This is a genomic window from Halomonas halophila (assembly GCF_030406665.1).
GTDB lineage: Bacteria > Pseudomonadota > Gammaproteobacteria > Pseudomonadales > Halomonadaceae > Halomonas > Halomonas halophila.
This window is the reverse complement of the sequence record NZ_CP129121.1, coordinates 2581698-2606677: the sequence shown is the minus strand read 5'-3', so window position 1 is coordinate 2606677 and position 24980 is coordinate 2581698. Positions and strand designations below refer to the sequence as shown.

Here is a 24980-nt window from a genome sequence, read left to right as displayed (position 1 = left end):
GTCCGGCCGGCGCCATCCAGACCGACACTCAATAACGACTCTCCGAGAGACCTGACATGAGCATCGTGGATTTCGAGAAGCTGACCGACAACGAACCGGACCAGATCCCGGTGATTCCCTCGGCCCCCATGGCTAACGGCGACAGCATCCCCACCGCCTTCGACCCGAAGCAGCTGCGCGCCGGCCGCCTCGATCGCCTGCGCGCCATGATGGCCGAGCAGGGCTATGCCGCCGTGGTGCTGTTCGACCCGTACAACCAGCGCTATGCCACCGGCTCGCGCAACATGTTCGGCTACTTCCTGCGCAACTCGACTCGCTACGTCTACGTGCCGCTCGACGGCCCGGTGATCCTGTTCGAGTACCCGGGCAGCGCCCACGTCTCCACCTGGCTGGAGACCATCGACGAGTCGCGCACCTCCAAGGTGGTGTGGTCGGCGGTCAACCAGCGCGACAACCTGTCCTCCGATCCCTTCGGCGTCGAGATCGCCGAGCTGATCGAGGAGCACGGCCGTGGCAACAGGAAGATCGGCCTGGATCGCTGCGCCCTGAACCTGGCGCGCTCGCTGGAGGCCCAGGGGCTGGAGGTCTTCGACTGCATGCAGGACACCCTGCACTGCCGTCGCATCAAGACCCCCGAGGAGATCGCCTGCCTGGCCCAGTCCATGGCCGGCAGCGAGGCCGCCGTGGCCGAGGTCGAGGCCGCCATCAAGCCCGGCGTCACCGAGAACGAGCTGTTCGCCATCATGTACGGCGACGTCATTCGCCAGGGCGGCGAGTTCATCGAGACCCGGCTGCTGTCCTCCGGGCCGCGCACCAACCCCTGGTTCAACGAGGCCAGCGACCGGGTGATCCGCCCCGGCGAGCTGGTGGCGCTGGACACCGATACCATCGGCTGCCACGGCTACTACTCCGACTTCTCGCGTACCTTCCATGTGGGGCCCGGCAAGCCGAGCGCCTACCAGAAGAGCCTCTACCGCATGGCCTACGACCAGGTGCACCACAACATGGGCATCCTCAAGCCGGGCATGAGCTACCGCGAGATCGCCGAGCAGGCGTGGAAGATTCCCGAGCGCTTCCTCGACCGCCGCTATCCCTCGATCATCCACGGCGTGGGCATGCACGGCGAGACGCCGCTGGTCGCCCACCATATGGACTTCGACCGCTTCTCCAAGGACGGCATCCTGGAGCCCGGCATGGTCGTCTCGGTGGAGAGCTACATCGGCGAGGTCGGCGCCGCCGACGGCGTCAAGCTGGAGGAGGAGGTGCTGGTCACCGACACCGGCATCGAGAAGCTGTCGCGCTATCCGTTCGACGAGGCCCTGCTCGACCGGGAAGTCTAAGCGCGACGACATTGCCTCCCTGACGGGCCGGCCGCGGAACCCGACCGTTTCTATTCGCCGAATCAAGCAAGGCGCGCGCTCGATCCGAGCGCGCGCCGAGTGACTGAACAAGAGAGCCCCCATGACAGACGTGACCCAGACACAGGTGAACCACTGGATCGCCGGCGAGCGCCCGGCCGGCAACCGTACGCTCGACGTCTTCAACCCCGCCACCGGCGAGGCCGTGCGCCGCGTGACGCTGGGCGATACCGCCACCGTGGCGCGCGCCATCGAGGCCGCTCGCGAGGCCCAGCCGGCCTGGCGCGATCTGCCGCCGGCCAAGCGCGCCCAGGTGATGTTCCGCTTCAAGACGCTGCTTGAGCGTGACGCCGACGAGATCTGCCAGCTGGTCGCCGAAGAGCACGGCAAGGTGCTCGAGGACGCCATGGGCGAGCTCAAGCGCGGCATCGAGAGCGTCGAGTACGCCTGCGGCGTGCCGGAGCTGCTCAAGGGCGAGTACTCCCACAACGCCGGGCCGGGCATCGATACCTGGTCCAACCACCAGCCGCTGGGCATCGTGGCCGGCATCACGCCGTTCAACTTCCCGGCCATGGTGCCGCTGTGGATGTACCCGATGGCCATCGCCTGCGGCAACGCCTTCATCCTCAAGCCCTCGGAGCAGGTGCCCTCGACCGCGATCAAGATGGCCGAGCTGCTCGACGAGGCCGGCCTGCCGCGCGGCCTCTTCAGCGTGGTCCACGGCGACCGCGAGACCGTGGAGGCGCTGATCGACGCGCCGGACGTGAAGGCGCTGTCGTTCGTGGGCTCCACGCCGGTGGCCAGGAGCATCTATCGCCGCGGCGCCGAGAACGGCAAGCGCGTGCAGGCCCTGGGCGGGGCCAAGAACCACGCCATCGTGCTGCCCGACGCCGACCTGGACAACGCCGCCAGCACCCTGATCGGGGCGGCCTTCGGCAGCGCCGGCGAGCGCTGCATGGCGATCTCGGTGGCGGTCTGCGTGGGCGACGAGACCGCCGATGCCCTGGTCGGCAAGCTCGCCGATCAGGCCCGCACCCTGAAGATCGGCCCCGGCACCGAGAAGGGGCTGGACATGGGCGCGCTGGTCAACGCCGGCCACCGCGACAAGGTCGCCGGCTATATCGAGCGTGGCGAGCAGGCCGGCGCGGAGCTGGTGGTCGATGGCCGCGAGCATCCGCTGGTCGAGGAATCAAAGGGCTACTTCCTGGGCGCGACCCTGTTCGACCGGGTGACGCCGGCGATGGACATCTACCGCGATGAGATCTTCGGGCCGGTGCTGTGCGTGGTCCGCGTCGAGACCTTCGAGGAGGCCATCGCGCTGATCAATGCCCACCAGTACGGCAACGGCACCTGCGTGTTCACCCGTGACGGCGAGGCCGGGCGCCGCTTCAGTGATGCCATCGAGGTCGGCATGGTCGGCATCAACGTGCCGCTGCCGGTGCCGGTGGCCTTCCACAGCTTCGGCGGCTGGAAAGAATCGCTGTTCGGTGACCTGCACGCCTACGGCCCCGACGCGGTGCGCTTCTACACCCGCCGCAAGGCCGTGTCCCAGCGCTGGCCGCAGCGCGCCCAGCAGGAGAGCGCCCAGTTCAACTTCCCCTCGAACTGAGCGTGACAAACTGACCGTCTCCAACCGAGCGGGTCGAACTGACCGTCTCTAACCGAGCGTGACAAACGATCTGTCTCGCTCCGATCGCGCCCGCCCCGTTGCCACAACGAGGCGGGCGCGCCGCGTTGTGCCGGCGGCTTGTCCGGCGTCATGGGAGGCATCTTCCAGGCGCTGCTAGGCTGTCGTCATGGACCGATCACCGGGGTGCCATGACGGCATGAATGGATCGCCCGCCACCGAGCCCGCCGAACAGGCCGATACGCTGACGCCGCTGACGCTCAAGCGCGTCGGCATCGACACCTATCGCGAGAACGTGGCCTACATGCACCGCGAGTGCGACCGCTACCGGGCCGAGGGATTCCAGGCCCTGGCCAAGGTGGAGGTGCGCGCCGACGGCCGGCGTATCCTGGCCACGCTCAACGTGGTCGACGACGCGGCCATCGTCGGCTGCGGCGAGCTCGGCCTCTCCGAGGATGCCTTCGCCTCGCTGGACGCGGCGGAGGGCTGCCCGGTCAGCATCCGCCAGGCCGAGCCGCCGGCCTCGATTCCCGCCATGCACCGCAAGCTCGCCGGCGAGCGCCTGACCCGCGACGACTTCCGCGGCATCATCCGCGACATCGCCGAACGGCGCTATTCCAAGATCGAGCTCACTGCCTTCGTGGTCGCCTGCGACCTGGGCGAGCTCGACCGCGAGGAAGTGTTCTATCTCAGCGACGCCATGAGCCGGGTGGGGCGGCGGCTGGACTGGCACGAGCAGCCGGTGGTCGACAAGCACTGCATCGGCGGCGTGCCCGGCAATCGCACCTCGATGCTGCTGGTGCCGATCGTCGCCGCCCATGGCCTGCTGTGCCCCAAGACCTCGTCCCGGGCGATCACCTCGCCCTCCGGCACCGCCGACACCATGGAGGTGCTGGCGCGGGTCGACATGCCCTTCGACGAGCTGGGTGAGTTGGTGCGTACTCACCGCGGTTGCCTGGCCTGGGGCGGCACCAGCGAGCTGTCGCCCGCGGATGACGTGCTGATCTCGGTGGAGCGACCGCTGTCGGTGGACTCGCCGGGCCAGATGGTGGCCTCGATCCTGTCCAAGAAGATCGCCGCCGGCTCGACCCATCTGCTGCTCGACCTGCCCATCGGACCCCACGCCAAGGTGCGCTCCATGCCCGAGGCCCATCGGCTGCGCAAGCTGTTCGAGTTCGTGGCCCGGCGCCTGGGCCTGACGCTGGACGTGGTGATCACCGATGGCAGCCAGCCGGTGGGGCGCGGCATCGGCCCCGCCCTGGAGGCTCGGGACGTGATGCGAGTGCTCACCAACCATTCCGAAGCGCCCATGGACCTGCGCCAGAAGGCGCTGCGCCTGGCCGGGCGGATGCTGGAGTTCGACCCCGACGTGCGCGGCGGCGACGGCTTCGGGTTGGCGCGCGACATCCTCGACGACGGCCGCGCGCTCGACAAGATGCGGGCCATCATCCAGGCCCAGGGCGCGCACGCCTTCGATCCCGAGCATCCGCCGCTGGCACCGCATACCCTGGAAGTGACCGCTCACACCGGCGGCGCCGTGACCGCCCTGGACAACCTGCAGCTGGCGCGCATCGCCCGGCTCGCCGGGGCGCCGCGGGCGATCGGGGCCGGCGTCGATCTGGCGGTGCGCATCGGCGACACGGTGAACACCGGCCAGCCGCTGTATCGCGTCTACGCCGCCTCGCCCAACGAGCTGACCTTCGCCCGCCAGGCCTGCGAGCGCGATCGCGGCGTCGCCATCGGCTCGCCCGAGGGCATCGTGCGGCTCAATGTGGAAGGGTAACGGGAGGGATGGCGAGCCCATGAGCATCATGCTGCTCTACGTCAACGACGAGGCCGGCCCGGCCCGGCGGCTGGCCGAGGCTGCCGGACTCGAGGCCCGGGCCGTGGCGGAGCACCGCTTTCCCGATCAGGAGCTGCGCCTGACGCTGCCCTTCGCCGGCACCGCCGCTTCCCCCGAGCCGATGCCGGAGACCCTGGTGATCTACCGCAGCCTCGACCGGCCCAACGACAAGCTGGTCGAGCTGCTGCTGATCGCCCGCCATGCCCGTCGTCAGGGCGTACGGCATCTGGTGCTGGTGGCGCCCTATCTGGCCTACATGCGCCAGGACATCGCCTTTCATCCCGGCGAGATCGTCAGCCAGGCGCTGGTCGGCGCCTTCCTGGCCGAGCTGTTCGACGCCGTGATCACCGTCGACCCGCATCTGCATCGTATCGACCGCCTCGACCAGGCGATCCCGCTCGAGCATGCCGTCGCACTGTCAGGCGCCGTCCGCCTCGGCGAGCTGATCGCCGCGCAGCGCGACGAGGCGCTGCTGATCGGCCCCGATGCCGAGTCGCGCCAGTGGGTGCAGCAGGCCGCCAGCGCCACGGGCTTCGCCTTCGGCGTCTGTCACAAGACCCGCCGCGGCGACCGCGAGGTGGTGATCGCGCTGCCCGATATCGCGCTGCGCGGCCGTCGAACGGTGCTGATGGACGACGTGGCCAGCACCGGCCACACCGTGGCCCGGGCCGCCGAGGCGCTGCTGGCCGCCGGCGCGGCGTCGGTGGACCTGGCGGTGACCCATGCGCTGTTCGCCGACGATGCCCTGGCGGTGATCGAGGCCGCCGGCGTGGGGGAGGTGTGGAGCACCGACTGCATCGTCCATGTCAGCAACGCCATTCCCATGGCGCCGCTGCTGGCGCCGGCGCTGGCGAACGTGCTGGGTTCTCTGTACTAGCTGGCGGCGCCCTTGATGAGCTGGCGGCGCCCCGACGAGAGGGCGGGACTCGATCAGCGTGCGGCGCAGGTGTCGGGGTGACGCCAACTTTTCCTGGCAAAGCAGTACGTTACGAAGCCTTGCTGACAAAGCCGAAAAATGCCGTGATTTCCGGGGGATGCTTCCGGCATGGAAGCATTGTGCCGAGGCCGTGGGCATGTTTCTTTCAGGGAAATGACGGTTCGATGGGGATAGAGGGCGATGGACATGATGAGCGGTGCCATGCTGATGGCCGTGGTGGCACTGGCCATGGGCGTCTCGGCCCTGGGGGTCTTCTGGTATCTGCGCCGAGACCGCGTCGAGACATCCGGCGAGCCGACGCCCGCGCCGGCGGCCAAGCCCGAGTCGCCGCCTGAACCCGCTTCGGCGTCCAGTGGCCCGACGCTCCCCGAGCCCGAGCAGGTGGCCGAGCGCTTTCGCGTCGCCAAGGGCGCTGAGGTGCGCCAGTGCCTGTTCGTGGTGCTCGACTGGCCGGGGCTCGATACCAATCGGCGTCTCCGGCGCAAGCTGGAGGAGGTCGGGGCGGCCTACGATCCGAAGCAGCGGGTCTACAACGTCCATCCGCCGCGCACCGGCTATCGCATGGTGATCGCCAACAGCACGCCGCCCGGCGCGCTGCCGCCGCTTCACGAGGACGGTGAGCATCCGGTGGTCGACGGCATCTCCATCCTGGTGCATTTTCGCAACAAGCGGCGGGTCGCCCACAGTCCCGATGCGCTGATCGACTTCACCCGCTCGGTGGCCGCGCTGGGCGGCAGGATCCTCGATGCCGAGCGTCAGGAAGTCGGCGACGAGGAGTTCGAACAGCTGCGACGCGCCGCTCCCTGAGACCTTCCCCATCGTCCAAGGAGATGCGCATGGCGCTATTCGATCGCGACCGGCGCGAGGAAAACCCGCGCACCCGCCGGCTCTACGCCCTCTGGGAGCTGATCTACACCTTCGTCGACTTCGGCGCCGCGGCTGCCTTCCTGGTTGGCTCGGTGCTGTTCCTCTACGAGAGCCAGCAGACGCTGGCGACCTGGTTCTTCATCGTCGGCTCGGCGCTGTTCGCCTTCAAGCCCACCATCCGCACCGTGCGCGACGTCAAGCTGGCGTCCATGGGTGACGTGGAAGACCTGGAGCGGGAAGGTCGCCGGGACTGAGCCGCCGGCGGCTTTCCTCAGCGCCAGCGGTGCCCGCTGCGACGTCGGGTTGGGATCGGGCGCCGAAGCGGCATGACCTCGTCGGTATCGCCGAACGGGGCATGTGGCGCGTCGTCGATCTCGGCCAGCCGGTGGATGCGTGCCGCGGTGGACGGATGAGTGCGCAGCCAGGCGATCTCCAGCGGCGGGCGACGCCCGAACAGGCTTGCCAGCCAGCCGCTGCGCTGACGCTCCAGCACCACCAGCGCCGAGGCGAGACCCGCCGGATCGCCGGTGAGCGCCACGGCCTCCATGTCGGCGGTGTATTCGCGATTGCGCGACAGCGCCAGTGATAGCAGCACGCTGAGCGTCGGCGCCACGGCGATCGTCAGCAGGGTGAGCCAGGGCAGGGAGCCCTCGCCGGACAGCATCATCGGCAGGCTGATCAGGATCGCCAGCTGCACGGCCGTGGTCAGCCACAGCGTCATGCGGGTCATGGCCGTGGCGATCGACATCACCCGGGTGTCGCCGCGCCGCAGATGGCTCACTTCATGGGCCAGCACCCCGCCCAGCTCCCGCCGCGTCAACAAGCGCAGCAGGCCGTCGGTGACCGCGATGCCGCCGTCGTGGGGGCCGCCCACGGCGAAGGCGTTGATCTCCGCCGAGGGCGCATAGTAGAGCTGCGGCGCGATCGTCAGGCCGGCGCCGGCGTAGAGATGCCGGAGCAGCGCATGCACCTCCGGCGCCCGGGACGGCGGCAGCCGCTCGGCGCCGGCCCGAGCCAGGATCATCCGGGCCGGCATCCAGCTCATCATCACGGCCGTCACGATCACCGCCGAGAGGCTCATCAGCACGCCGCCCGGTCCCGCCAGCAGGTAGCCGGGCAGGGACAGCGTCAGCGTCAGGCCGCCCAGGATCAGCACCGTCTGCAGTCCGTTGAACAGGCGATGCCGGCCGAGTTCGTGTTCCAGCACCATGCCGCGTCTCCCGTCGTTGGCCCTTTCCCCTAAGGCTAGCCGCCACGCCCGCGGTTGCGGGACAGGAACCGACACAAACGTTGATCGGCGTCATCGTGGTGAGTGATCGCTCGCCTACGCTTGATGATGCGACCGGCAAGCGCGGTCGTCTCCCTGCCGGCGAGGACGGCGGGCGATGGATCGAGCGCATGGAGGGATCGAGGGCAGCTGAGGGATCGAGGATGGCTGCCAAGGCCTCGCCGCGCATTCTTCTGCGTATCGACGGTATCGAGGTGCCACATCATGGCCGACAAGACATTTCAACAAGCCGCTTCCTCCCGCACGGCCACCGGGGCCGATGAGCCGGAAGCCCGGGTCCCCGAGTCGCGTCCCGCCAGCCCGTTCCGCGAGCTGGATCGCCTGTTCGATGGCCTGCTGGCGCGGGACTGGATGCATCCGCTGCGCTGGGATCGTCTGGAGCCGCGGATGCCGCGGGTCGATATCCTCGACAAGGACGCCGAGGTGGTGGTGCGCGCCGAGGTTCCCGGGTTCGCTCGCGAGGATCTCGACGTCTCGGTGACCGACCGCACGGTCACCATCAAGGGCGAGAGCCGCAAGGAGAGCGGCACGAAGGAGGAGGGTGAGTACTATCGCTGCGAGATCTCCCGCGGCAGCGTGCTGCGCACCGTGGAACTGCCCTGCGACATCGACGCCGACAAGGCCGGGGCGAGCTTCCGCGACGGGGTGCTGGAGCTGACCCTGCCCAAGGTCAAGGAGGCGCATCGCCGCCGGCTCGACATCTCATCATGACGGCGGCGCCCGCCGGTGCCTCTCGGGCCGGCGGGCGCGATGCCATGGCCCGGCGGAACCCTGGACGCCGAGGACGTGTCAGATGACACTCGATGCTGCCCGGCCTGCGCCGGCACCGTCCTCAACCGTATGATTCGAAGGAGAGAACATGCACAAGTCCCTGTCGCGAGCCCTGATGCCCCTGCTGGGGGCCGGCCTGCTGTCCGGCACCGCCCTGGCCAGTGATGCCGAAGCGCCGGAAGTCTACGGCTGGGTGGAGAAGACCCTGATCGACCCGAGCTGGGGCGTGGAAGTGAAGGCGAAGCTCGACAGCGGCGCCCTGACGTCCTCCATGCAGGCGGAGAATATCGAGGAGTTCGAGCGCGACGGCGAGGACTGGGTGCGCTTCGAGGTCGAGGTCGAGGACGAGGAGAGCGGCGAGATCGTCAGCCACGAATTCGAGCGCCAGCTTTATCGCGACCTCACCGTGGTTGGCGCCGGCGGCCGGGATCACCGTCCGGTGGTGCTGATGACCATCTGCATGGGCGACGAACGCTTCGAGGAGCAGTTCAGCCTCGAGGACCGCAGCGACATGAACTATCCGGTGCTGCTGGGACGCCGCACCATCCAGAGCCTCGGCCATCTCGACGTCACCGAGACCTTCCTGCAGTCGCCGAGCTGCGATGACGACTCGACGCTGCATCGTCATGCCGACAAGGAATACGAGGACAAGATCGGCGTCTGAGGGCCGCCAGCCGCGAGCACGACGATCACGAGACGACATGCCAGAGGATATGGCCATGGAACACGCCACGCCCTTCGGGGCCCTGCTGGCCGAGCTGGAGAGTCTCGGCGAGCACCACGACCGGAGCGTCACGACGCCGGACGAGCGACTGCGCAACATCACCCGCGATACCGGCGAGTTCCTCGCCGTGCTGGTCCGGGCGACCGGGGCGCGGCGTATCCTCGAGATCGGTACCTCCAACGGCTACTCCACCCTGTGGCTGGCCGAGGCGGCCCGGGCGCTCGGCGGCCGGGTCACCACGGTGGAGTGGGCCGCCGGACGCTGGAGCATGGCCGGCGAACACTTCGCCCGGGCCGGGCTGGCGGACGTGATCGAATCGCTGCATGCCGAGGCCGGCCGGGTGCTCGACCGCGAGGCCCCGGCCTCGCGGGACCTGGTGTTCCTCGATGCCGACCGCGAGCGCTACGTCGACTGGTGGCCCGTGGTGCGCGAGACCCTGGCGCCGGGCGGGCTGCTGGTGGTGGACAACGCCACCTCCCACGCCGACGAGCTGGCGCCGTTCATCGATCTGGTGGAGGCGGACGATGACTTCACCACCAGCCTGGTGCCGGTGGGCAAGGGCGAGTTCCTGGCGACCCGGACCCCGGCGTCCGCGACCGCCTGACCCACCGCGCGCGTCTCACGATGAGGTTGCCATGCCAGAGGAACCGACGCTAAGGGTCTACTACGATGCGGTCTGCCCGAAATGTCGCCGCGATCGGCGCCGCTACGAGCGAATGGCCGGCGAGGCGTCGGCAGTGGAATGGGTCGACGTCACCGCCAACCAGGCGCGCCTGCGCGAACGCGGCATCGATCCGAATGATGCCCTGCATTCCCTTCACGTCGAGGACGAGCACGGCCGGCTGTGTGACGGTCTCGACGCCTACCTCCTGCTGATGCGCCGGGTGCCGCGGCTGCGCCCGCTGGCGTGGCTGATCGGCCTGCCGCTGATCAATCCGGCGCTCGCCGTGGCCTATCGCCACGGGGTGCGCCGCCGCCTGCGCCGTCAGGGGCGGCGGTGAGCCGCCGCCGGGCGCCCGTCAGCGCGGTCGCCAGGCCGCCGGCAGATGCTCGACCAGATAGTCCATGAAGGCGTAGACCTTGGGCGTCAGCGCCAGCCGGTCGTCGACGCACAGATAGATATCCATCGGCTCCGACACCGCGCGGGTGTCGCTGCCGTCCCCTTCCTCCACGTCCACGAACAGCGGCACCAGGCGCCCCGCCGCGATGTGCGGGGCGGCGATGAAGTCCGCCAGCCGTGTGATGCCGCCGCCGGCCAGTGCCATGCTCGCCAGCACGTCGATATCGTCGCTGATCAGGGCGGCCCGGAAGTCCGCCTCGAAGCGTATCCCGTCACGAATGAAGCCCCAGCTCAGGAAGCGGCCGTCGGTGGGAAAGCGAAACACCAGGCAATCGTGGTCGCGCAGCGCCTCTGGGCTCTGCGGATGTCCGGCGCGGGCCAGGTACTCCGGCGAGGCGCAGAACAGGAAGGGGATGGAGGCGATGCGCCGCGCCACCAGTCCCTCCTCGAGCTGTGGCGTGAAGCGAATGCTGACGTCCACGTCCTCGTGGATGTGGTCCACGCGGCGGTCGGTGGTGAGCAGCTCCGGGGCCAGATGTGGATAGCGGGCGTTGAAGCCTGGCATCAGCGGTGCCAGCACGTGGCGGCCGAAGGCGGCGGTGGAGGTGATCCGCAGCCGCCCGCGCGGCTCGGCCTGCAGCGTGGAGACGGCACCGTGGGCGCGCTCCAGATCGCGGGCCACGTGTCGCACGTGCTGGTAGTAGAGCTCCCCGCTGTCGGTCAGCGACATGCGGCGGGTGGTGCGGGCCAGCAGCCGAGTGCCCACCGTGGCCTCGAGCCGCGCGATGGCCTGGCTGGCCGCGGCCGGGCTGATGCCGAGGCGCCGGGCACCACCGGCAATGCTGCCGGCCTCGACGGCCTTCACGAAGCTCTCGATGGCGCGCAGGGTATCCATTGGGTATATCTCGTAATGCAGGTATTGATTCGTCAATAAAGCTTTATAGTGAACCAAGGCCGGGGCGTCTACTGATGCCCCCTGTCCTTCCCTAGGCTGAAGGCGTTCGATTCACCGACAGAGGACAGCACCATGCCTTCACGCCCTACGCAGGACGCCGCCGGCGCGACACGCCGCCGTGGCGTGCCGACCCGCTTCGCGCCCGTGGTCTTCGCCTTCTACATGTCCGCGCTGATGACGCTGCTGATGAGCCTGGTGATCACCGCGGTGAACGGCGGCGTCGACGCCGGCTATCCCGCGGCGGTGGCTCAGGCCTACGTGCGGGCCGTGCCGGTGGCCTTCATCGGCGTGCTGAGCGTGCGGCCGCTGGTGGTGCGGCTGGTGGCCTGGACCCTGGCTGATGACGGCGCCCGCTGAGGGCGCCGCATCGCCGAGATCAGCCGTGCAGGCGCTCCAGATCCTCGACCAGCCGGCGGCAGATGCCGTCGAGGCTCTTGCGCTGGCCTTCCTGGACCAGCCGTCCCTCTTCGTCGAAGGCATCGCCGGCACCGGCCACGGCGAGCTGGTCCGGCAGTACCGTGACGCCGATGTTGCCGAGCAGCTGGCGGATCAATGCCAGGCCGCGCAGTCCGCCGAGCCCGCCCGGTGAGGCGGCCACCACGGCCGCCAGCCGACCCTGGAACAGCGCCAGGCCGCTGTCGCCCTGATGGGGGCGGGTCAGCCAGTCGATGGTGTTCTTGAGCAGCGGCGTGATGAAGCCGTTGTATTCCGGCGAGGCGATCAGCAGGCCCTGGTGCTCGGCGAGCTGCTCGCGCAGGGCCAGCGCCGACTCGGGCAGGCCGCTGGTCTCTTCCAGGTCACCGTCGTAGAGCGGCATCGGGTAGTCGGCCAGGTCGATGAGGGTCGGCCGGCCGCCGTGGGCCTCGATGCGTTCGGCGGCCAGCTTGGCCAGGCGCTTGTTGAACGAGCCCCGGCGGGCGCTGCCGGCGAAGACCAGGATGCGGGGGGACTGACTCATGGAAGACTCCTTCTGTGGGCATGTCTCAAGATAGGCGGCGTCGCCGGCCGCCTCGTCAACGGGCGCGCAGCTGACGTTCGAGCTGCTGCAGGCGCGGGTCGTTCGGGTGCTGGCGACGCAGCCGCTCCAGGGCCGACAGCGCCTGGGGAATCCGCCCCGCCGCGGCGTTCAGGTAGACGGCGGCGTAGAGCAGGTCCGGCGAGTCCGGTGCCAGTCGCAGGCCCTGTTCCAGCGCCGCCAGGGCCTGAGGCTTGTGGCCCAGGCGGTCGAGGATCAGGGCGCGGTTGTAGTGGGTTCGCACGTGCCCGGGGCGCCACTCGACGGCCTTCGACAGCCACTCCAGGGCCTCGTCGAACTGCTGCGTCTCCGCCAGCGACAGGGCCAGCAGGTAGGCCAGGTGGCCGCGGTCGGTGCGGGGCATGTCGTCCAGGGCCAGCCCGTCCTCCAGCAGCCGGCGTGATGCCGCCGTGTCGCCGCCGCGCGAGTGGAGCGTGACCAGGTTGACCCGAGCCGGCAGGAAGTAGGGATCCATCGCCAGGGCCGCGCGGTACTGGTCGATGGCGTCGTCGCGCTCTCCGCTGCGCTCGAGCAGCACCGCCAGGCTCAGGCGGTTGCCCGGCAGGTCCGCATTGGCGCGCAGGCGGCGTTCGGTGTCCTCGCGGGCGGCGCGGTAGGCCTGGCGGCTCTCCTCGGGCAGCTCCATCGGCGAGATGCCGGCCAGGGCGCGCACGGCTTCGTCGCGGACCGCCCGCAGCGGGTCGTCGAGCAGCGGCAGCAGGCGCTCCATCCTGAGCGCGTCCGGGGCGCTGGCGAAGGCCGGCGCGGCGGCCGCGCGCACCCGGCCGCTGTCGTCGTCCAGCGCGGCCTCGAGGGTGGGCAGGGCCGGCGGCCCCATGTCCGCCAGGGCGTCGATGGTCGTGGCGCGCACGATGTCCGGCGTGTCGTCGTCCGCCGCCAGCCGCTGCAGGGGGCGGAGGGCGTCGTCGCGACCCTGGCGCGCGGCGGCGAAGACCTCGCCGTAGTGAGTGCCGCCTTGCTCGGTGCTGGCGAGGTCGCCGAACCAGTCCCTGATGCTGCCGGCCGCACGGTGGGGAGACATGCCGTCGTGGCAGCGGGTGCAGGCATCCGGACTGTCAGTGGCCTCGTTCAGGTCCGGGCGGGGCACGCGGAAGGCGTGATCGCGGCGCGGGTCCACCACCATGTAGGTGGTCTCCGGCATGTGGCAGTTCACGCACTGGGCGCCTTCGCTGCCGGGCCTGTGATGGTGGTGTTCGACGCTGTCGTAGTCGCCGGGTTCGAGCTCCGGGAAGCGGGGCGATTGAGCGGTGTTGTGGCACTGGGTGCAGAGTCCGTTGCCTTCGACCCGCACGCGGTTGGTGTGCGGGTCGTGGCAGTCGGTGCAGGTCACGCCTGCCTGGTACATCCTGCTCTGGGCGAAGGAGCCGTAGACGTAGACCTCGCCCTGGATCTGGCCGTCGGCATGATAGAGCCCCTCCGTCAGCAGGCTGGGCAGCGCGCTGTCGAGCAGCGGCTCGCCGTGGGCCGGGCCTGCCCCCAGAGTGGTGCGCCGGCTGTGGCAGCGGGCGCACTGGCCGACCATCTCCTGGCCGGACATGTCGTCGAGGTCCACGCCGAGGCCGATGTCCTCGGCGCTGTTCGACGTGCCCGGCGTGTCGCTGGAGGCGGCGCTCAATTCGGCGCTCGGGGCGGCCGCCGATGCGTCGTCCTGTGCCCAGGGCACGTCCTGGGCCCAGTCGAGGTGCGCCTGGCTCGGGCCGTGGCAGCTCTGGCAGCCGACGCTCTGCTCGTGCCAGGTGGTGTCGAAGACGTCCTCCACCGGGTCATAACCCTTCTGCAGGTTGGTGGAGTGGCAGTCGGCGCACATGGCGTTCCAGTTCTGGTAGCGGCCCTGCCAGTGCAGGGGATCGTCCGGGGTGAAGGTCTGGCCGGGATAGAGCGAAAACCAGCGCTGGCCCCCTTCCGCCGCCGAACGAGAGTCCCAGGCGATGGTCAGGCTCTGCAGTCGGCCACCGGGCATCGCGATCAGGTATTGCTGGAGGGGCTGGTAGCCGAAGGTATAGGCGATCTCGTGGGTGGCCTCGGGCTCGCCGGGGCCTTCGAGGGTGACCAGGAAACGCTCGCCCTGCCGGTGGAACAGAGCCTGGCTCTCGCCTTCCTGGCCACTGTCGGTGAAGCGAGCATCCGCGAAGTCGCCGAGCACGTTGTCCGGCGTGGCGGGGCGCATGGCCCAGCCGTGGTCGGAATCCTTCCAGGCGTCATGTTCGGCCTGATGACAGCCGGCGCAGCTGCCTTCCGGCGCGTAGCCGTCGCCCTCGCTGGCCAGTCGCGGCGAGGCGGCCTGGGCGGCGCCTGCTATCAACAGGGTCAGCAGGCCGGTCAGCAGAAGGGCCGCCGCGGCGCTCGGGCGCAGGCAGCGATGGACGAAGACGGCGGTACGGGATGAGGCCTGGGTATTCAATGCGATGACATTCCCTGTGTCGTGGCGCCCCGGTGGCCAGCCACGGTGATCATCCTGTCGTGTCGGCAGCGTGACGTCCAGACGCGACACCGCCATGGCCACCCTCGGGTGGCCATGGCGGACGGCGAGGCCGGGTTACTGGATGGCCTTGTTCATGAACTCATCGACCACGTTGGACATGTCGAAGGAAGCGCCACCCTGTACCGGCGGATACTCGGCCAGCGAGGCCAGGTGCTCCTGCATCAGCACCGACATCGGCTGGATGAGCCACGAGACCTTCTGCATCAGGTGGCCGTAGCTGTCCGGCGAGTCGTAGCTTTCGTAAGGGTCCATGCGCAGGTTGAACACCAGCGGTACGGTCCGCGGCACCAGGTTGTCGTAGTAGTTCTCCTTGGTAGAGAAGTGGAACTTCCAGGGACCCATGCGTACCGCGGTGAGCTTGCTCTCGTAGTAGTGGAAGATATGGTCGCGATCGGACCGGTCCCGTTCGCCCATCCAGTAGGGCAGGTTATTGACGCCGTCGATGTATTGCTCCTTCTCGCTCATCATGCGCTCGGCGGGATCCTCGACGCCGGCCGCTACTGCCAGGCTGGTGAACATGTCCTGGTGGCCCTGGATGCCGTTCAGGACGCTGCCGGCGGGAATATGGTCGGGCCAGCGAATCATTGACGGAACTCGGACGCCGCCCTCGAAGGTGGTCATCTTCTCGCCGCGGAAGGGCGTGGTGCCGCCGTGCGGCCAGGAGCTGTGCTCGGGGCCGTTGTCGGTGGAGTACCAGACGATGGTGTTCCCGGCCAGTCCCTGCTCGTCCAGCCAGTCCAGCACCGTGCCGATGTCGTGATCGTGCTGCAGCATCCCCGAGCCGTGAATATCGGCCTCGGACGTGTGTTCCTCCGCGGCGTAGCGCCACTCGTCGTCGAGGTGCGTGTACAGATGCATGCGGCTGGTGTTCAGCCATACGAAGAAGGGATCGCCGGCGCTGCTGGCCTCCTCCATGAAGTCCAGGGCCAGGGGTATCACCTCGTCGGAGTCGAAATTCTCCATGCGCTCGCGGGTCAGCGGGCCGGTGTCCTCGATGGTCTGGGCGCCGATCACGCCGAAGCGCGGCATCTCCGTGTCGTCGAATTCCTCCGTGGCGAAGGTGTGGAGCACCCCACGGGTGCCGAACCGTTCCTCGTAGGCCTCCAGCGACCCGGAGAAGGCCTCGCCGAAGCGCTGGTAGTCACGCTGTTCGGATTCTTCCTGAGTGTTGAGATGATAGAGATTGCCGAAGAATTCATCGAAGCCGTGCATCGTTGGCAGATGCTCGTTGCGGTCGCCCAGGTGATTCTTGCCGAACTGGCCGGTGCGATAGCCTTCCGCCTTCAGCATCTCGGCGAGGCTCGGCGATTCGGTCTGAAGGCCCAGGGGCGAGCCGGGCTGGCCGACCGTGGTCATGCCCGAGCGGATCGGATATTGCCCAGTGAGGAAGGCGGCGCGCCCCGCGGTGCAGGACGGCTGGGCATAGTGGTCCGTGAACATTGCGCCTTCGTCGGCGATCCGGTCGATGTTCGGGGTCGAGTAGCCCATCACCGAGTGCTCTTAGGCCGAGAGGTTGCTCCAGCCGATGTCGTCGCCCCAGATCACCAGGATATTCGGAGGGCCCTCGCTGCCCTGCGTGTCCTGGGAGGCGTTTTCCTGCGCCCAGGCCGTACCGGTCATGGAGATCGCGAGCCCCGCTGCCACTATCCCTGACGTCGTGTGCTTCATGCATCACCCCCTTGTGGAATTATCCCGTGTGACTCGGGCATCCCCCGGGAATGCGTCGGCCACATGGCTAAAGTTAGTCGAAAGCGGGAGACTGGCAAGGCGGTTGATACGGAGCATTTTTCTCAGGAATTCTTTTTAAAACAAAAGGTTGTCGTTTTTCTTCGGAGCGGTCTGATGCCGGTGGGGGGAGGCCGGCGTGGATGCCTCGTGCGGGGGGCGGGGCTGGTCGGGCCCTGGCGGGAAGGCATAGGCTGTGAGTGGACATATTCGACCGCAGCACGATACGGGAGCATCAGCCATGGAGCATTTCATGAGGGCGGCACTGGAGGCCGCGCGGACCAGCCGTGACGAGGGCGGCATTCCGATCGGATCGGTGCTGGTGCATCGCGGGGTGATCCTCGGCACCGGCCACAATCAACGCGTGCAGCTCGGCAGCACCGTGCTGCACGGCGAGATGGACGCCCTGGAGAACGCCGGGCGCCAGGCGGCAGAGATCTATCGCGAGTCGACCCTCTATACCACGCTGTCGCCCTGCGCGATGTGCACCGGGGCGATCCTGCTCTACGGCATCCCGCGGGTGGTGATCGGCGAGAACCGCACCTTCCTCGGCGAGGAGGCGCTGCTGCGGGAGCGGGGCGTCGAGGTCGAGGTGCTGCAGGATCCGGACTGCATCGCCCTGATGGAGGCCTTCATCGCCGAGAAGCCCGCGCTCTGGCATGAGGACATCGGCGAATGAGTGTCATGGAGGCCGGCATGCTGGCCGAGACGCCCCAGCCACCTTACTACGCCGTGATCTTCACCTCGCTGCGCCACGAGCATGACGAGGGCTATGCCGCCATGGCCGAGCGCATGCTGGCGCTGGCCGCCGGACAGCCGGGATTTCTGGGCGTGGAGTCGGCCCGGGAGGGCGTGGGCATCACCGTGTCCTACTGGTCGGACCCGGAGGCGATTCGAGGCTGGAAGGCGCAGGTGGAACATCGCGAGGCGCAGCGGCTGGGGCGGGAGGTCTGGTACTCGCGCTACCGGGTACGCGTGGCGCGGGTGGAGCGCGAGTACGGCCTCTAGGACGTAGATTCAGGCGTAGGTGTTGATCTGGGTGCCGAGGCTGCCGTCCCGGGCCAGCTGGGGCTGGGCGGCGGCGGATTCCAGCAGTGAGGTGACCTGCTGCTGCTGGGTGTCCAGGGCTTCCTTGAACACCTGCATCTGGGCCTGCTGGGCGGTCTGGTAGTGCGCCAGCATCTGCGACTGGGCGACGACGTTGTTGACGGATGAGTCCATCGCTATCTCCTGCATGAGAGAATGTCGGTCTCACCCTAGCAGGATCCTGACCGGGTGCAACGGCGACATGGAGTTCGAGTGGCCAACGGTGTAGGCTTGCGCGCTCTCCGAATTTCCCTGAGGTCTTTTTCATGAGCGATATGCCCCAGTGCCCCCAGTGCGCCTCCGAGTTCACCTATCACGACGGCCTGCAGTACGTGTGCCCCGAGTGCGCTCATGAGTGGACCGATGCGGCCCCGGACGCGGAAGACGACGCCCCGGTGATCCGCGATGCCAACGGCAACGCGCTGGTCGACGGCGACACCGTCACCGTGATCAAGGACCTCAAGGTCAAGGGTTCGTCCTCGGTGGTGAAGGTGGGCACCAAGGTGAAGGGCATTCGCCTGGTCGACGGGGATCACGACATCGACTGCAAGATCGACGGCATCGGCCCGATGAAGCTGAAGTCGGCGTTCGTCAAGAAGGCTTGAGCCTCGCCCGCCGCCGTGCGGCGGGCTCGTCGAGCGGGGCTCAGCGGGCAGGCGACACCAGGCTGTCCGGCAGGCCCTCGCGTAGCGAGCGCGGCCGGAGTCCCAGGTCGTCGAAGGTGCCGACACCGTCGGCGACCACGTTGTCGCGCTGCATGAGGATGATCTGATCGCGGGTCAGCGGCGGGCTCGGCAGCCGCGAGAGCCCGCCGGCCAGGGCCCGCCACAGCCAGAAGGGCACCGGCACCAGCGGACGTTCATGGCCGAGTCGGGCCATCACCAGCTCGACGATCTCCCGATAGCGCAGCACGTCGCCACCGCCGAGCTCGAACAGCCGCCGGGCCGGCGCCTCGGGGCCGGTCAGGCGGGCGAGGGCGCGCGCCACGTCGATGACGTGCACCGGCTGCAGGCGGGTCTCGCCGCGCCCGAACAGCGGGACTGCCGGGAGCCGGACGAGCCGCGCCAGTCCGCCGAGAAAGGCGTCATTCGGCCCGAACAGCACGCTCGGTCGCACGATGATCGCCCTGGGCATGGCCGCCAGCACCGCGCGCTCTCCCTGCGCCCGGGCGCGCACGTAGGCCGAGGGCGAGGTCGACTCGGCGCCGATGCCCGAGAGCTGCACCAGCCGGTCGATGCCGACCTCCCTCGCCAGCCGCGCCAGCCGGCCGGCTCCTTCCACATGAATCGCCTCGAAGCCGAGCTCGCGGGTCTCCACGTAGAGGCTGACCGCGTTGACCACCGTCGCCGCGCCTTCCAGCGCCGCGGCCACTTCTTCCTCATGGCGGATATCGGCCGTGACCAGCTCCAGCGGATCGCCGCTCTCGGCCCAGCTCGGCCAGGCCGGGTGACGGGCCACCAGACGCACCGGCCGCCCGGCCTCCACCAGTTCGCGCACCAGGGCGTCGCCGAGAAAGCCGCTGCCGCCGAAGACGACGATCGGTCGCGTCATATCGTTCCTTGCCGCTGCTCAGGGTCCATGGAGGCATTGTGCCTGACGTCTGCGGGGTCGCAAGCGTCGGGCGCGATGCGCTCGGGTATAGAAAGAAGACCAAAGTCTAAAGGCGTCGAGTCCGATTTTATCCGAGCCTATGTCCGACATAACGAGAATGGAGTCCGACAGGGCTCCGGAACAGTGGAATGCCGAACATGTCCCACGCCGCCGACTCCACGCGCCGCGCCGCGCGCCCCGACATCGCCGATGTGCTCGCCGAGGACATCTTCAGCGGCCATTACGGCCCGGGCGACTTCGTGCCCAAGGAGCTTGACCTCTGCGAGCGCTTCGGCGTCAGTCGCAGCACCGTGCGCAGCGCCCTGCAGACGCTGGTCACGGCGGGCCTGCTGACGCGCATCTCCGGCCAGGGCACGCGGGTGCGGGCGCTGACCGAGTGGCATCTCCTCGATCCCCGGGTGAGCGGCTGGATGGCGCGCTTCGCCCAGCCCAACCCGCGCATCCAGCGTGAGATCTTCGCCTTCCGGGTCGCCGTGGAACCGTTCGTCGCGCGCCTGGCCGCGGAGCACGCCACTGCCGCCGATCTGCTGGCCATCGAGTCCGCCTACGAGGGCATGATCCACGCGCTGGAACATGACGATCTGCACTGGCAGGGCATCTCCCACGACGACTACGACGTGGCCTTTCACGAGGCCATCTTCGCGGCGTCGCACAACCTGGTCTGGGCCCAGATCAGCCATGTGCTGAAGCCGGCCATCGCGCTGCTGGTAGAGCGCTCCAACCATAGTGCCGACGAGCTCCATGACAGCATGGAACGCCATCGCCGGATGATGGAGGCGATTCGCCTGCGTCAGCCGGAACAGGCCGCTGCGGCGGCCCTCAAGGTGCTGGAACGCACCGGCCGGGATCTGGGCCTCGAGGCCATGCTGCCGGCCCTTCCCACCCTCGATGTTTCGACATCTGACGTTTCTAAAACAAGCAGCGATAAGGAAGCCTCATGATCACACGCATGCCTCTCAAGACCCTGACCGTCGCCGTGCTCGGTGCCATGGCCTTCAACGCCCAGGCCGCCGACTACGAGTGGACCTTCCAGACGTCCGAGACCTCCGGCGAGCCGCAGTTCGAGATGAAGAAGGCCTGGGCCGACAACGTCGAGCAGATGTCCGATGGCCGCATCAGCATAGAGATCCTGCCGGTGAACGCGGTCGTCCAGGCCAACCAGACCCTGCAGGCGGTGCAGTCCGGTATCCTCCAGGGCCACCTGACCGACCCGAGCTACTTCACCGGCCAGAACCCGGCCTTCGGCATGATCGGCAACCTGGTCGGCGCCTGGAGCGATCCCTACGACTTCCTCGACTACATGAACAACGCCGGTGGCGAAGAGCTCTACAACGAGCTCGTCGAGCCCTACGGCCTGCACCTGATCGGCGCCGCCGCCACCGGCCTCGAGTCGCTGCCGTCCACCAAGCCGATTCGCTCCATCGAGGACATGCAGGGGCTCAAGCTGCGTGCCCCCGAGGGCATGGTCTACAACATCTTCGAGGCCGCCGGCGCGACGCCGGTCAACCTGCCGGGCTCCGAGGTCTACACCGGCCTGGAGAAGGGCGTGATCGACGCGGCCGACTACACGGTGTTCGCCACCAACCAGGCCCAGGGCCTGCACGAGTTCGCGCCGTATCCGCTGTATCCGGGCTTCCACTCCCTGCCGATGGTCTCGGTCTCGCTGAACAAGGACATCTGGGATGGCCTGCCGGCGGACCTCCAGGCGATCCTCGAGACCTCCGTGGATGATCTGGCCTACGAGATGGTCGCCGAGCTCAAGACCCGCGACCTCGAGGCCGTGCGCGAGGCGCGCCAGAACCCGGACATCGAGATCATCGATCTGCCGGCCGAGGAGCGCGTCAAGTTCCGCAACATCGCCAAGGAAGAGTGGGCCAGCTGGGCCGAGAAGAACGAGATCACCCAGGAGTTCTACGACTCCGTGGTCGGCTACCTGGAAAACCACAACCTGATGTGATCCACCCGCCGGCACCGAATGGTGCCGGCCATCCTGACGGCGGGCCACTCCGGGTGGCCCGCTCCTGTATCGAGGAAGTTCCATGACACAAGCGTCTCGTCGTCCGGAGGGCGACCCGGCCGCCGCCGAGGCGAGCCCGCCCGATCCGGCTCGCAACGCCTTCGACCGCGCCATCATGGGGGGCGGCCGAGTAGCCGCCTGGCTGGTGCTGATCGCCATGGCGATCAGCGTCTATGAGGTCATCATGCGCTACGGCTTCGGCTCCCCCACCTCCTGGGTCCACGAGAGCGTGGTGATGCTGGTGGCGGTGAGCTTCGCCCTGGGCGGGCCGGCGACGCTGGCCTGCAACCGCCACATTCGTGTGCGGGTGATCTACGACAGCGCCGGGCCGCGCCTCAGGCTGTGGCTCGATCGCTTCAACGACCTGGTGACCTTCGGCTTCTGCCTGGCCATGAGCTACGCCGCCTTCGTGATGTTCTGGGGTGCCTCCCACAACCCGCTGGGCGAATGGCAGCTGGAGCGTTCCGGCACCTCCTGGAACCCGCCGTTCCCGGCGCTGGTGAAGGGCGTGATCCTGCTGGCGCTGGCCATCATGTGCATCCAGGCCCTGCTGCACGTGGTGCAGTCGCTGCGCGGCAAGCCCGCCCCCACCCCGGATGACACGGAGGGCGCTGCCTGATGGATATCGCAACCGGAACCATGCTGATGGTGGGGCTGATCTTCGCCCTGCTGGTCACCGGCCTACCGCTGGCCTTCATCACCGGCCTGGTGGCACTAGCCTTCACCTTCGGCTGGTTCGGGCCCAACGCCCTGCCGCTGGTCACCAGCCGGGTCTACGGCTTCGTCACCGAATACTCCCTGGTGGCGGTGCCGATGTTCGTGCTGATGGCCTCGCTACTGGACCGATCGGGGATCGCCAAGGACCTGTTCAACGCCATGCGCGTGTTCGCCGGTCGCCTGCCCGGCGGCGTGGCGGTGCAGACCGTCGTGGTGGCCTTTTTCCTGGCCGCGCTGTCAGGGATCATCGGCGGCGAGATCGTGCTGCTGGGCATCCTGGCGCTGCCGCAGATGCTGCGCCTGGGCTACGACAAGCACCTCTCCATCGGCGTGGTCTGCGCCGGCGGTGCGCTCGGCACCATGATGCCGCCGTCCATCGTGCTGATCATCTACGGCCTGATCGCCTCCCAGTCGATCGCCGACCTGTTCACCGCGGCCATCACCCCGGCGGTGATCCTGATGGCCAGCTACATCGGCTACGTGCTGGTGCGCTGCCTGAAGAATCCCGCGATGGGGCCGCCGATGACCGACGCCGACCGCGAGGAAGGCTTCGCCAACCGCTGGCAGGCGCTGCGCGCCATCATCGTGCCGGCGCTGATCGCCGGCCTGGTGCTGGGCTCGATCTACGGCGGCGTGGCCTCGGTCACCGAGGCGGCGGCCATGGGCGTGTTCGGCGTGCTGCTGGCGGTGGTCGCCCGCGGCGAGTTCTCGGTCAAGACGCTGCACCAGAGCCTGGGCCAGACCCTGACCACCTGCGGCATGATCATCTGGATCGGCATCGGCGCCGCGGCGCTGGTGGGCGTCTACAACCTGATGGGCGGCAACCGCTTCATCTCGGGCATGATCATGGGCCTCGACGTGGCGCCGATCGCGATCATCCTGGTGATGATGGCGATCCTGCTGGTGCTGGGCATGTTCCTCGACTGGATCGGCGTGGCCATGCTGACGCTGCCGATCTTCGTGCCCATCGTCGAGCAGCTGGGCTACAGCCCGATCTGGTTCGGTATCCTGTTCGCGGTGAACATGCAGGTGTCGTTCCTGTCGCCGCCGTTCGGTCCGGCCGCCTTCTACCTCAAGGGCGTGGCGCCGCCCGAGGTCAGCCTGAAGGACATCTTCGTCGCGGTGCTGCCCTTCATCGCCCTACAGCTGTGCGTGCTGTTCGCGCTGCTGTTCTGGCCGAACCTCGCCATGTGGCTGGTGTAAAGGCGCTGTCCATGGCGGGGCAAAGACGCCTCGATGCCCCGCCATGAACTGCTGATATCAGCGCTCTGGAAGCGCGCCATATCGCATAGCGATATGGCGCGTTTTTTATTGATGCGCTTTCATGGAGGTTTTCCGGTTTTTCGGCAAAAAGAAAACGGCGCCGCGGCGCCGTTTTCTTATGGTTGACTGTCTTTGGAGAGACTGGATCAGTCTGAGGCTTCACGGGATATCGCCGCGAGAAAGTTCTCGACGATTGCCTGGGGAGGTCGACGGATGTCGGCCAGGACGGCCTCGTCCTCGCCGGGCGCTTCCAGGGTGGCGAGCTGACTGTCGAGCATGTGGGCGCCGGCGAAGAAGTGATCGTCGCGGGAACCGAGGCGCTCCAGCAGCACCTCGCGGCTGCCGGCCAGATAGAGGATCGCCAGATCGGGAGCGGCTTCGCGAAGCTGGTCACGGTAGCGGCGCTTGAGCGCCGAGCAGCCGATGACCAGATCGCGGCCCTGGTCGCGATACTGGCGATACAGGTCGGCGAGGGTCGCCAGCCAGGCGGCGCGATCGTCGTCGTTGAGGGGCTCACCGCGGCTCATCTTGGCGATGTTGTCTGGACCGTGATGGTCGTCCCCGTCGATGAAGGTAGCCCCGAGAGAGGCGGCCAGCTGGCGCCCGATATGGGACTTTCCCGATCCGGAAACGCCCATGACGAGAAGGCTCTTGGCGGTCGTCTTCATGCGCGAGTCTGCTTTTCATGGCGTCGAAAGAATGTCGGGAATTCTAGCATTTTTTGACGGGATGGGGAGTGAAAAGGGCGCTCTTTGGTCAGGGATTGTTCAGCGGTGGCCGGCCATCAGCTCGCGAATGAGTGGCGTATCGGCATCGCGATGGGTCGGCAGCTCGAAGCGGGCCTGGGCGATGGCGGTACGCGACAGGGTCGCGGTGATCAGCCCTTCGCCGTCCTCGGCCTCGGCCAGGGCCTCGCCGCGCGGGCCGAGAATGCGCGAGCCGCCCCAGAAGTGGCTGCCGTTTTCCGGCCCGAAGCGGTTGGCCATGATCACCGGGGTGCCGTAGGTCATGGCGTAGAAGCGCACGTTGAGCACCCAGTTCTGCTCGTTGGAGAAGTCCTCGCTGACGATGCCCGAGGCCGAGTTGATCGGCGCACACAGCACCGTGGGGCGGGGCAGCAGGGCGGCATGTACCAGGGCGGGATTCCACAGGTCGGCGCAGATCAGCTGGGTCGCGGACCAGCCGGGGAGGATCTCGGCCTGGGTGAGCTCGCTGCCGTGGGTGAACCACTTGCCTTCCTCTAGCCCGCCGTAGGTGGGCAGGTTGAGCTTGCGGTGCACGGCGACGATCGCGCCGTGCTGGAGGATCGCCAGGGCATTGTAGTACTCGCCGGGGCTGGCTTCCTCGACGAAGCCGACCACCGTCTGCATCTCGCCGCAGGCCCGGGCCAGCCGGGCCAGGCGAGGGTCCTCGACCGGCATGGCGACGCGCATGACCTCGCCGCCGAGCCCGTAGCCGGTCAGCGAGAGTTCGGGGAAGACCAGCAGCGCCACGCCGCGCTGGCCGGCCTCGTGAATGATCTCGAGATGGCGCTCGAGGTTGGTGTCGACCTCGCCCAGCGCGGCGTTGATCTGGGCGGCGGCCACAGGGAGTTCGTCCTGATAGTGCATGTC

Annotated in this window: 29 protein-coding genes; 19 read left to right on the top strand and 10 right to left on the bottom strand. The window is 68.3% G+C overall.

The features are described 5' to 3' along the window. The first annotated feature begins 56 nt into the window (after positions 1-56). The 6 genes from QWG60_RS12280 (at position 57) to QWG60_RS12255 (ending at position 6886) form a co-directional block, all read left to right on the top strand. Positions 57-1340 (top strand): M24 family metallopeptidase, encoded by a 1284-nt coding sequence (locus QWG60_RS12280; RefSeq protein WP_107181015.1) that lies wholly within the window; start codon positions 57-59, stop codon positions 1338-1340. A gap of 121 nt (positions 1341-1461) precedes the next feature. Then, positions 1462-2967 carry a CoA-acylating methylmalonate-semialdehyde dehydrogenase gene (locus QWG60_RS12275; RefSeq protein ID WP_146909492.1) on the top strand — a complete coding sequence of 502 codons (1506 nt, stop codon included), beginning with the start codon at positions 1462-1464 and terminating at the stop codon, positions 2965-2967. A 217-nt stretch (positions 2968-3184) separates the two neighbouring features. Further along, positions 3185-4768, top strand: a complete 1584-nt coding sequence (locus tag QWG60_RS12270) for a thymidine phosphorylase family protein (protein ID WP_107181017.1) — start codon at positions 3185-3187, stop codon at positions 4766-4768. Positions 4769-4787: 19 nt separating this feature from the next. Then, entirely contained in the window at positions 4788-5705 is a 918-nt protein-coding gene (locus QWG60_RS12265) for a ribose-phosphate diphosphokinase (protein WP_146909495.1), read from the top strand. A 240-nt stretch (positions 5706-5945) separates the two neighbouring features. Further along, positions 5946-6572, top strand: a complete 627-nt coding sequence (locus QWG60_RS12260) for a cell division protein ZipA C-terminal FtsZ-binding domain-containing protein (protein WP_146909497.1) — start codon at positions 5946-5948, stop codon at positions 6570-6572. A 29-nt stretch (positions 6573-6601) separates the two neighbouring features. Then, positions 6602-6886, top strand: a complete 285-nt coding sequence (locus QWG60_RS12255; RefSeq protein ID WP_046077853.1) for a YrhK family protein — start codon at positions 6602-6604, stop codon at positions 6884-6886. Between the two features lie 17 nt (positions 6887-6903). Here QWG60_RS12255 and QWG60_RS12250 read toward each other — a convergent pair whose 3' ends face one another. Next, positions 6904-7842, bottom strand: a complete 939-nt coding sequence (locus QWG60_RS12250; protein WP_146909499.1) for a zinc metalloprotease HtpX — start codon at positions 7840-7842, stop codon at positions 6904-6906. 282 nt (positions 7843-8124) lie between these two features. On the opposite strand from QWG60_RS12250, the gene QWG60_RS12245 reads away from it, so the two are divergent. The 4 genes from QWG60_RS12245 (at position 8125) to QWG60_RS12230 (ending at position 10416) form a co-directional block, all read left to right on the top strand. Continuing rightward, a complete protein-coding gene (locus QWG60_RS12245; RefSeq protein ID WP_146909501.1) occupies positions 8125-8631 on the top strand; it encodes an Hsp20/alpha crystallin family protein in 507 nt (168 codons plus the stop codon). 148 nt (positions 8632-8779) lie between these two features. Next, positions 8780-9355: a retropepsin-like aspartic peptidase RloA3 gene (rloA3, locus tag QWG60_RS12240; protein WP_146909503.1), complete on the top strand. Its 576-nt coding sequence runs from the start codon at positions 8780-8782 to the stop codon at positions 9353-9355. A 37-nt stretch (positions 9356-9392) separates the two neighbouring features. Next, the gene (locus tag QWG60_RS12235) at positions 9393-10019 is read left to right on the top strand and encodes an O-methyltransferase (RefSeq protein WP_246124704.1); all 627 of its coding nucleotides are present in this window, start codon (positions 9393-9395) and stop codon (positions 10017-10019) included. Positions 10020-10050: 31 nt separating this feature from the next. Beyond that, positions 10051-10416 carry a thiol-disulfide oxidoreductase DCC family protein gene (locus tag QWG60_RS12230; RefSeq protein ID WP_046077857.1) on the top strand — a complete coding sequence of 122 codons (366 nt, stop codon included), beginning with the start codon at positions 10051-10053 and terminating at the stop codon, positions 10414-10416. An 18-nt stretch (positions 10417-10434) separates the two neighbouring features. Here the strand turns inward: QWG60_RS12230 and QWG60_RS12225 are convergent, their stop codons facing one another. Further along, on the bottom strand, positions 10435-11370 hold the full coding sequence (locus QWG60_RS12225) for a LysR family transcriptional regulator (protein WP_046077858.1): 936 nt from the start codon (positions 11368-11370) through the stop codon (positions 10435-10437). Between the two features lie 132 nt (positions 11371-11502). Between QWG60_RS12225 and QWG60_RS12220 the strand changes: the two genes are divergently transcribed. After that, on the top strand, positions 11503-11787 hold the full coding sequence (locus QWG60_RS12220; protein WP_046077859.1) for a DUF2798 domain-containing protein: 285 nt from the start codon (positions 11503-11505) through the stop codon (positions 11785-11787). 19 nt (positions 11788-11806) lie between these two features. Here QWG60_RS12220 and QWG60_RS12215 read toward each other — a convergent pair whose 3' ends face one another. Genes QWG60_RS12215 through QWG60_RS12200 form a run of 4 tightly spaced genes read right to left on the bottom strand, consistent with a single transcriptional unit; the run spans position 11807 to position 16616 of the window. Next, positions 11807-12388, bottom strand: a complete 582-nt coding sequence (locus QWG60_RS12215) for an NADPH-dependent FMN reductase (protein ID WP_035595910.1) — start codon at positions 12386-12388, stop codon at positions 11807-11809. A 55-nt stretch (positions 12389-12443) separates the two neighbouring features. Next, the gene (locus QWG60_RS12210; RefSeq protein WP_146909505.1) at positions 12444-14963 is read right to left on the bottom strand and encodes a tetratricopeptide repeat protein; all 2520 of its coding nucleotides are present in this window, start codon (positions 14961-14963) and stop codon (positions 12444-12446) included. A 39-nt stretch (positions 14964-15002) separates the two neighbouring features. Then, positions 15003-16436 (bottom strand): arylsulfatase, encoded by a 1434-nt coding sequence (locus tag QWG60_RS12205; RefSeq protein ID WP_222593871.1) that lies wholly within the window; start codon positions 16434-16436, stop codon positions 15003-15005. A 12-nt stretch (positions 16437-16448) separates the two neighbouring features. After that, positions 16449-16616: a hypothetical protein gene (locus tag QWG60_RS12200; RefSeq protein WP_222593872.1), complete on the bottom strand. Its 168-nt coding sequence runs from the start codon at positions 16614-16616 to the stop codon at positions 16449-16451. Between the two features lie 298 nt (positions 16617-16914). Here QWG60_RS12200 and QWG60_RS12195 point away from each other — a divergent pair, with 298 nt between their 5' ends. Continuing rightward, positions 16915-17352, top strand: a complete 438-nt coding sequence (locus QWG60_RS12195) for a nucleoside deaminase (RefSeq protein ID WP_046077860.1) — start codon at positions 16915-16917, stop codon at positions 17350-17352. Beyond that, complete coding sequence (locus tag QWG60_RS12190; RefSeq protein ID WP_237022360.1) at positions 17349-17681, top strand: antibiotic biosynthesis monooxygenase family protein; 333 nt, start codon at positions 17349-17351, stop codon at positions 17679-17681. The genes QWG60_RS12195 and QWG60_RS12190 overlap by 4 nt, the downstream gene beginning before the upstream one ends. 9 nt (positions 17682-17690) lie before the next feature. On the opposite strand, the gene QWG60_RS12185 is transcribed toward QWG60_RS12190, so the two are convergent. Then, on the bottom strand, positions 17691-17894 hold the full coding sequence (locus QWG60_RS12185) for a YjfB family protein (RefSeq protein ID WP_046077861.1): 204 nt from the start codon (positions 17892-17894) through the stop codon (positions 17691-17693). A 131-nt stretch (positions 17895-18025) separates the two neighbouring features. On the opposite strand from QWG60_RS12185, the gene QWG60_RS12180 reads away from it, so the two are divergent. After that, positions 18026-18364 carry a zinc ribbon domain-containing protein YjdM gene (locus tag QWG60_RS12180; RefSeq protein ID WP_046077862.1) on the top strand — a complete coding sequence of 113 codons (339 nt, stop codon included), beginning with the start codon at positions 18026-18028 and terminating at the stop codon, positions 18362-18364. A 40-nt stretch (positions 18365-18404) separates the two neighbouring features. On the opposite strand, the gene QWG60_RS12175 is transcribed toward QWG60_RS12180, so the two are convergent. Continuing rightward, on the bottom strand, positions 18405-19310 hold the full coding sequence (locus tag QWG60_RS12175; protein WP_146909507.1) for a complex I NDUFA9 subunit family protein: 906 nt from the start codon (positions 19308-19310) through the stop codon (positions 18405-18407). A 197-nt stretch (positions 19311-19507) separates the two neighbouring features. On the opposite strand from QWG60_RS12175, the gene QWG60_RS12170 reads away from it, so the two are divergent. From QWG60_RS12170 to QWG60_RS12150, 5 genes are all read left to right on the top strand, one after another. Further along, positions 19508-20311: a FadR/GntR family transcriptional regulator gene (locus QWG60_RS12170; protein WP_046077872.1), complete on the top strand. Its 804-nt coding sequence runs from the start codon at positions 19508-19510 to the stop codon at positions 20309-20311. Further along, positions 20308-21327: a TRAP transporter substrate-binding protein gene (locus tag QWG60_RS12165; protein WP_046077864.1), complete on the top strand. Its 1020-nt coding sequence runs from the start codon at positions 20308-20310 to the stop codon at positions 21325-21327. The genes QWG60_RS12170 and QWG60_RS12165 overlap by 4 nt, the downstream gene beginning before the upstream one ends. 82 nt (positions 21328-21409) lie before the next feature. Next, positions 21410-22006, top strand: a complete 597-nt coding sequence (locus QWG60_RS12160) for a TRAP transporter small permease subunit (RefSeq protein ID WP_107181026.1) — start codon at positions 21410-21412, stop codon at positions 22004-22006. Next, positions 22006-23307, top strand: coding sequence for a TRAP transporter large permease (locus QWG60_RS12155; RefSeq protein WP_290130902.1), 1302 nt, complete (start codon positions 22006-22008; stop codon positions 23305-23307). Before QWG60_RS12160 ends, QWG60_RS12155 begins: the two co-directional genes overlap by 1 nt. Positions 23308-23340: 33 nt before the next feature. Then, positions 23341-23493 carry a hypothetical protein gene (locus tag QWG60_RS12150; protein ID WP_173834956.1) on the top strand — a complete coding sequence of 51 codons (153 nt, stop codon included), beginning with the start codon at positions 23341-23343 and terminating at the stop codon, positions 23491-23493. A 20-nt stretch (positions 23494-23513) separates the two neighbouring features. Here the strand turns inward: QWG60_RS12150 and QWG60_RS12145 are convergent, their stop codons facing one another. Continuing rightward, positions 23514-24035, bottom strand: coding sequence for a gluconokinase (locus QWG60_RS12145; protein ID WP_146907133.1), 522 nt, complete (start codon positions 24033-24035; stop codon positions 23514-23516). Between the two features lie 99 nt (positions 24036-24134). Further along, on the bottom strand, positions 24135-24977 hold the full coding sequence (locus QWG60_RS12140) for a nitrilase-related carbon-nitrogen hydrolase (protein WP_046079893.1): 843 nt from the start codon (positions 24975-24977) through the stop codon (positions 24135-24137). Positions 24978-24980: the final 3 nt, after the last annotated feature.